This window comes from Lentzea sp. NPDC051208, assembly GCF_040682435.1.
GTDB lineage: Bacteria > Actinomycetota > Actinomycetes > Mycobacteriales > Pseudonocardiaceae > Lentzea > Lentzea kristufekii.
In genome coordinates, this window is sequence record NZ_JBFBAW010000036.1 from 53,499 (window position 1) to 60,199 (window position 6,701).

The following is a 6,701-nucleotide window of genomic DNA, read 5'->3' on the forward strand; positions in this document are numbered from 1 at the left end:
AGGCATGGCAGCAACTGTGGTCCGCGGCCAGAACGTGGACATCCGAATGTGGACTCGACCGGACGAGGTCGAGGAGTTCGCCATGCGACAGCTCCAGAACATCTCCGCGCTGCCTTGGGCCGTGAAGCACATCGCGGTCATGCCCGACGTGCATTACGGAAAGGGCGCCACGGTGGGCTCGGTGATCGCGCTGCGCGACGCCGTCTCCCCCGCGGCCGTCGGCGTGGACATCGGCTGCGGCATGGCCGCCGTGCGCACCTCGCTCACGGCCAGCGACCTGCCGGAGACGCTGCGCGGGTTGCGGTCCCGCATGGAGGCCGTGGTCCCCGTCGGTTTCGGCCAGCACAAGGCGACCGCGTTCACCGAGAGGGACGCGTCCGACTGGGGCACGTTCTGGAGGAAGTTCGACGACCTCACGCCGGCCGTGAAGGCGCGCGCCGACAAGGCGATGCACCAGATGGGCACGCTCGGCGGCGGCAACCACTTCCTCGAGGTCTGCCTGGACACCGACCAGCGGGTGTGGGTCATGCTGCACTCCGGGTCGCGCGGCATCGGCAACGAGCTTGCGCAGCACCACATCGCGGTGGCGCGCACGCTCGCGCACAACTCCGAGCTGCCGGACCCGGACCTCGCCGTGTTCCTCGCGGGGACGCCCGAGATGGCGGCGTACCGTCACGACCTGTACTGGGCTCAGGACTATGCGCGACGCAACCGCGCGGTCATGCTGCGCCTGGTCTGCGACGTGCTGCGCGCCGAGTTCCCGCAGATCGCGTTCGAGGACCCGATCAGCTGCCACCACAACTACGTCTCCGAGGAGAACCACTTCGGTGAGGACGTGTTGGTGACGCGCAAGGGTGCGATCCGTGCGGGCCGTGGAGAGCTGGGCATCATCCCGGGTTCCATGGGCACCGGTTCGTACATCGTGCGCGGGCTCGGGAATCCCGACTCGTTCGAGTCTGCGTCGCACGGCGCCGGCCGGAGGATGTCGCGCAACAAGGCCCGCAAGACGTTCACGACGCAGGATCTCGCCGCCCAGACAAGTGGTGTCGAGTGCCGCAAGGACTCCGGCGTGGTGGACGAGATTCCGGGCGCGTACAAGGACATCGACACCGTGATGGCGAACCAGTCCGACCTGGTCGAGGTGGTCGCCAAGCTCAAGCAGGTGGTTTGTATCAAGGGTTGATGTTTCCCTTGTGGGTGAACGGGAAGCCTCCAGGACAGCAGAGTCTTTCTTGCCTGTCTTGGAGGTTTTTCCATGTCAACGGGCGCCATCATCGGCCTGGTGGTCGCGGTTCTAGTGGTGCTGGCGGTCCTCGCGTTCGTGCTGAGGCCCGCTATGCAGCGCAAGAAGCTGCGCGACCGCTTCGGCCCCGAGTACGACCGCGCGGTCACGCACAGCGACAGCAGAACGGCCGCGGAGAAGGAGCTCGCCGAGCGGGAGCACCGCCACAGCGAGTTCGACCTGAAGCCGCTTTCCCAGACGGCGCAGGAGAGTTACCGCCGCCACTGGGCGAACGTGCAGACGAAGTTCGTCGATTCGCCGGAGAGCGCGATCGCCGATGCCGACCGGCTCGTGACCGACCTGATGGCCGAGCGCGGCTACCCCACTGAGGGGTACGAGGCACAGCTGAGCGTCTTGTCCGTCGAGCACGCACGGACGCTGGAGCACTACCGCAAGGCGCACGACATCTCAGAGCGCCAGGAGATCGGCGAGGCGAGCACCGAGGACTTGCGCACCGCGATGGTGCACTACCGGGAGCTGTTCACCGATCTGCTGGAACGCGGCGCAGAGCCGCGCAAGGACAGGGAAGCCGTGCGGAAGGAGAAGACCGATGTCTGAGGCACCGACTCACGCCGCGGGGGTTCCGACTCCTGCCCGGCCGCAACAGACCGAGCGCACTCCGCAGACAGACCGCATGCCGCAGCAGCCGCAGCGCACCGACGCGCAACGGACTGAGGCACAGCGGACCGACGCGAACCGAACCGACGCGCAGCGCACCGATGCACAGCGAACTGAGGCTCAGCGGACCGACGGCCAGCGCGCCGACGTCCAGCGCACCGAAGCCGCACGAACCGAGGCCCAGCGCGCCGAACACCAGCGCACTGAACCGCAGCGCAACGAACATGAGCGCGACGAGCGCCGCACCGACCAGCACCGCGCCGAGCAGCCCACCGGCTCGCAGCACACCGGCGCGCGGTCGTCCAGCAAGCTCGAGGACGAGTGGCAGGCGGTGCAGTACGAGTTCGTCGACGACCCGAAGGCCGCTGTCCGCAAGGCGGACGAGCTCGTGACGCGCGCGCTGGAGGAGCTGAACACCCGGCACCGCTCCCTCACCAAGCAGCTCGAGGGAAACGGTGATCCACAGACCGAGGACCTGCGACTGGCTCTCCACCGTTATCGGGAACTCTTCAAGTCGCTGGTCGCCGTCAAGTAAGTGCTGGAAGCCCCGGCGCCGTGGCCGTAACAGGTGGCGGCGCCGGCAGGCGTGTCCAGAGGTTCCCGATCAGCTGGGAAGTTCGCGGATCTCCATCTCGAGGACGTCGATCTCGTCGCTGATCGCCTCGTCCAGCATGTCGTCCAGCAACTTGCGGCACTCCGCTGATCCGCAACGCGGCAAACCCGCGCCGAACCGCGGCACCTGCTCCCACCACACCGCCGGGTTGTTCCAGAACGACCCGGACCCCTGGTCGACGCCTTCGAGGCACCGCAGCCTCTGGTCAGTCGCCGGAAGAGCTCGCACGAACTCGATGAACAACGCGAGTGCGTCCGGATTGCTCACCGGAACCGCGCCGTAACCGCGCAGACAGTCCTCGAGTTCTGCGAGGAACTCCGCCTTGAAGGACACGGCACACCCCGCTCCTCCGCACCGTCGCGGACGTCCTGAAAGTTCGTGACAACAACAGTACCTCCGCAAGTCGGACGGGAAACGAGTGCGAACGGGCGGTATCTTTCCTGCGCCCGCACGGGGTCCGGTGACCCGCAGTCACGTCACCTGCCGGTCATGTTCCTTCGTGGGAAACGTAATGCGATGCCAGGAAACCGTTGTCCAGCTTGACGATCTGGCCCACGACCAGCTTGTCGACGGGGTCCGCGCCGGACGTGCCGCTAGCGCCGGTCCGGTCGAACGTCAGCCTCCCGGACGCGCCTGGGAAGTCACGCAAAGTGCGCAGCCTGTCGTAGACGTTTTCTCGTGACGCCCCAACGGAGGTATGCCTCGCGACGACGTTGATGGCGTCATAGGCGAGGAGAACGTGCCCGTTGGGGCCCGAAAGAAATGCCCTGTGCGCGTGCTTCTTCTGAGCTGCCTCGTACGTGGTGAAGAACTGTTGCGTCGGTTGGGGAATCGGCTCACGGCTCGGCGTCCACGCGAACGTCGTGAAGTAGAGCCGGCCGTCGGCAAATCGTTTGATGTCTTCCAAATCCGTGAAGTTCGCCGTCTCGAGCTGCGTCAGGTCGTCTCCGCCGAACACCACCGGGTCGGTGCAGTTGCTGTGGCTCAGCTCGGTCAGCAGCCCGCCGACCTCCGCGGTGCGGCCGGTGTAGAGGATGAGCGGGTTCGGTGACTTCCCGCAGATGTCCGTGACCACCCGGCCGAGCTGCGTGGTGACGGCGTTGGCGGTCTCGTCGTAGTCGTGCCGTTCAGGCTTGAGCACGTCCTGGAACTGGTCGGCGAGATCCGAGCTGTATTCGTCGCCGGGACTGCGCACGAGGTGCATCGGGCGGCCGCGCAGCGCTTCGGTGCGTTCGATGATGCGCGCGGCGACCTGGGCCTGGCGGTCGTTGGCCGGAGCGACGCGGAAGAAGTACGGCTTCTGGCTGAAGCTCGTCGACGACAACGACGAGCCCACCATCGGGATTCCCGCCGGCTGGTCCTTGGACGGGCCCAGCACGGCGAGCGCGGACTGCGTGGTCTCACGACTTTGCCCGAGGCCGGTCACGGCGATCACCGACGGATCACGCTCGGCGTACGCGCGGATCTGCTCCGCGACCTTCAACGCGTACTTGGACTCGCCACCGAAGTTCGCGAGGACCAGGCGCACCAACGGATTGCGGCCGAGCCCGTCGAGCTGGTTCCAGTCGCGCTGCGCGAGATAGGCGCCGCGCAGCTCGTTGACACCGGCGGACAGGTCGCGCTTCACGCGTTCGCTGGAACTGAGCATCGTGGCGACGACGATCGTGACGACGCTGCGGTCCTTCACCTTGGCGGCGCGGTCGTTCTCCTCCGCGATGAGCTTTGCGAGCTCCCCGACCTCGGCGTCGTCGTTGTTCTGCGCGGCCGGGTCACCGTAGGCGAACCTCCCGGGTTTCTCACTCAGGCCGACGCACTGCACACCGTCCATCTTGGACATCCGCAGGCGTTCTCCGGAGAGGTCCGCGACAAGTTCGGCGGGTTCGAGAACGCCGTAGCGCAGGCAGTGGGTGCTGTTCTGGAGGTAGAAAGCCGCGCCGTACACCACAAGCAGCACCACGACGAGGTAGGCGGCCACGCGGCGCACCGAGTTGCGTCCGGGCCAGTGCCGCGGATACGGGAACCTGCCGACGGTGGACGGCCGCGGCAGCGACGCCGGTGGGGACGCGGGAATGTTGTGTTCGAGCGCGCGTTTCATCGCACGGTAGGAGGTCAGGCGTTCCTCGGCACCGTCGAGTTCCTGATGGGCGCGCAGAACCCGGTCGTACATCTCGACGGTCGGGCGGTCGGTCCGGCTGCGGGAGCGCAGCTCCCACGTCGCGATCACCGCGTCTTCGAGCAGTCCGGTCTCCGAGCGCACCACGCTGTCGTAGCGGCGGTGCAGGTTGCGCGCGGTGCCGCTCCTGAGGCGCTCCCACCACGCGCGCGGCTCTTCCTGGTGCTCCGGTTCACCTTCGCCGGGTGGCATCGGGGCTTCGGCGATGGCGGCGAGCTCGGCGATCCAGCGGTCGCTGCGTTCGTCGACGTGCGGTCGCAGGCGATGAGCGACGAGGTGGACCTGGCCGAGCGCGAGTGCGTGGTACAGCGCGTCTTCGCGTTGCCCGAGGCTGTCGTAGCGGTCCTTCAGCAACCGGTGGACGCTGATGTGCGAGAACGGCTGATCCGCCGGGACCTCGCGGAGCCGGCGAGCGAGCAGGTCGCGCAACAGCGGATGCAGCACGAAGTCGTCACCGTCCTGCCTCACGAAACTGAGCTGTGCCAGCAGAGCACGCATGTTCTCGGCCGACCACGTCGGCGGCAGCAGCGCGCGGATCACGTGCCGGTCGAGCACTCGCGGAGCGGCGAGGCGGGCGAAGATCTCACGCGCGGCCTCGCGTTCGGGCATCTCCTCGGTGCCCGGAATCCGTTGGAAGAAACGGAGAAGCAGGTAGTCGCCGACCGTGGCGTCCTGGAACGTCGTGGTCTCGTCGACGGGCAGCCGTTCGTCGAAGACCGAGCGCACCGACGGCAGCACCTGGTCCCGGGCGAACACGAACTGCACGAGCTGGATGGCGAGCCGCACCGCGAGCGGATGGCCGTGCGTGACCTCCTGCAGTTCCTCCACGAGCGCCTCGGACTCGACCGTGCTGTTGCGGGTGCGGTTCCACTCGGCGAGGAACTGCCGCGTCTGCGCGAGTGTGAACGGCTCCAGGCGCACCGGCTTGAAGACCGAGGAGTCGGGCAGCGAGGGTGCGGACTGCTTCGTGGCGATCACGAGCAGCGGCACGTGCGGTTCCTTGGCGCGGCGCTCGGCCAGCAGGCTGAGGAAGTCGGTCGCCCGCGCGGCGGGGCGTGGCCGTTTCGGAGGCAGGTAGGAGTCGATGCCGTCGAGCAGGTCGGCGCCGTCGAGCAGCAGGAGGCTGTTCATCCTGCGGTAGCGGCGGAACCGGTAGGCGGCCGTGATGTCGGCGAGGAACGCCGCGACGAGCAGGCGGTCGATCTCCAGTGTGTCACCGGCGCGGTTGAGGCTCCACGTGTGCACGAGTGCGGCGTCGAACTTCAAGCTGCTCGCGGGCCCGGCCTTCAGCTCTTCGCCGACGTAGTTCTCGAACCAGCGCAACGCACTCGCGACGCGCGGCCCGCCCAGCAGCCAGCGCAACGGCCGCGGCGCCACGACCGCGAGCCCGATGAGCCACAGCAGCAGGGGCCGCAGCACCTTGCCGAGGCCTTGGGCGGGCGGCAGCATCTCGACGACCTCGGCGGCGTCCGCGACCGCGACGAGCCGGGTCATCTGCTTGGCGGCGAGTTCGCGGGCGCGGTGGTGGGGATCGTCGGCCGGCTCGGCGTACAGCGCGAGCCGGGCGAGGTCGTAGCGCGGCAACCGCATGCGGCCGAACTCGGCGTGATGGTAGGACCGCAACTGCTCGGCGGCGACGTCGAGGATGTCCTTGCAGGAACGGGATCCGGCCTTGTCGAGGTCGACCTTGGCCGTGGGCGCGTCGCGGTAGCGGCGGTGGACGTGGTCGAGCAACGACGTCTTGCCGCTGCCACCTGGGCCGAACGCCACGATCACCGGCAGGGGGTGTTTCGCGCGGCGTTCCACCAGGGACTCCACCAGTGCGGTGATGTCGTCCCTGCCGACGAGCCCGATCTCCGGTTCCAGCGCCATGATCTTCAGACGCCGCGGAGACCGCTGGTGTTCCGTTCCGAATGAATCGGACTAGTGTCCTGAGTTGTTAATTCGTGTGCAGGCGTAGGGTTCGGTGGCATGCCGAACCCGAAGCTGCCTGAGTTGCTGCTGTCCGATGACGA

5 protein-coding genes are annotated in these 6,701 nt (G+C 67.7%); 3 read left to right on the forward strand and 2 right to left on the reverse strand.

The window, feature by feature from the left end; genetic code table 11:
- Positions 1-4 precede the first annotated feature (4 nt).
- From AB0M48_RS44365 to AB0M48_RS44375, 3 genes are all read left to right on the forward strand, one after another.
- Positions 5-1,183, forward strand: coding sequence for an RtcB family protein (locus AB0M48_RS44365; RefSeq protein WP_363855014.1), 1,179 nt, complete (start codon positions 5-7; stop codon positions 1,181-1,183).
- Between the two features lie 72 nt (positions 1,184-1,255).
- A complete protein-coding gene (locus AB0M48_RS44370) occupies positions 1,256-1,840 on the forward strand; it encodes a hypothetical protein (protein ID WP_363855016.1) in 585 nt (194 codons plus the stop codon).
- Positions 1,833-2,435, forward strand: a complete 603-nt coding sequence (locus AB0M48_RS44375; RefSeq protein ID WP_363855019.1) for a hypothetical protein — start codon at positions 1,833-1,835, stop codon at positions 2,433-2,435. Before AB0M48_RS44370 ends, AB0M48_RS44375 begins: the two co-directional genes overlap by 8 nt.
- 69 nt (positions 2,436-2,504) lie before the next feature.
- Here AB0M48_RS44375 and AB0M48_RS44380 read toward each other — a convergent pair whose 3' ends face one another.
- Together AB0M48_RS44380 and AB0M48_RS44385 are read right to left on the reverse strand one after the other, a co-directional pair.
- Positions 2,505-2,846, reverse strand: a complete 342-nt coding sequence (locus AB0M48_RS44380; RefSeq protein ID WP_090006401.1) for a hypothetical protein — start codon at positions 2,844-2,846, stop codon at positions 2,505-2,507.
- A 154-nt stretch (positions 2,847-3,000) separates the two neighbouring features.
- Entirely contained in the window at positions 3,001-6,558 is a 3,558-nt protein-coding gene (locus AB0M48_RS44385) for a hypothetical protein (protein ID WP_363855022.1), read from the reverse strand.
- Positions 6,559-6,701 lie beyond the last annotated feature (143 nt).

Coding starts and splice junctions, on each gene's coding strand:
- AB0M48_RS44375 (WP_363855019.1), top strand. CDS start 1,833: ATGTCTGAGGCACCGACTCACGCCGCGGGGGTTCCGACTCCTGCCCGG.
- AB0M48_RS44365 (WP_363855014.1), top strand. CDS start 5: ATGGCAGCAACTGTGGTCCGCGGCCAGAACGTGGACATCCGAATGTGG.
- AB0M48_RS44370 (WP_363855016.1), top strand. CDS start 1,256: ATGTCAACGGGCGCCATCATCGGCCTGGTGGTCGCGGTTCTAGTGGTG.
- AB0M48_RS44385 (WP_363855022.1), bottom strand. CDS start 6,558: ATGGCGCTGGAACCGGAGATCGGGCTCGTCGGCAGGGACGACATCACC.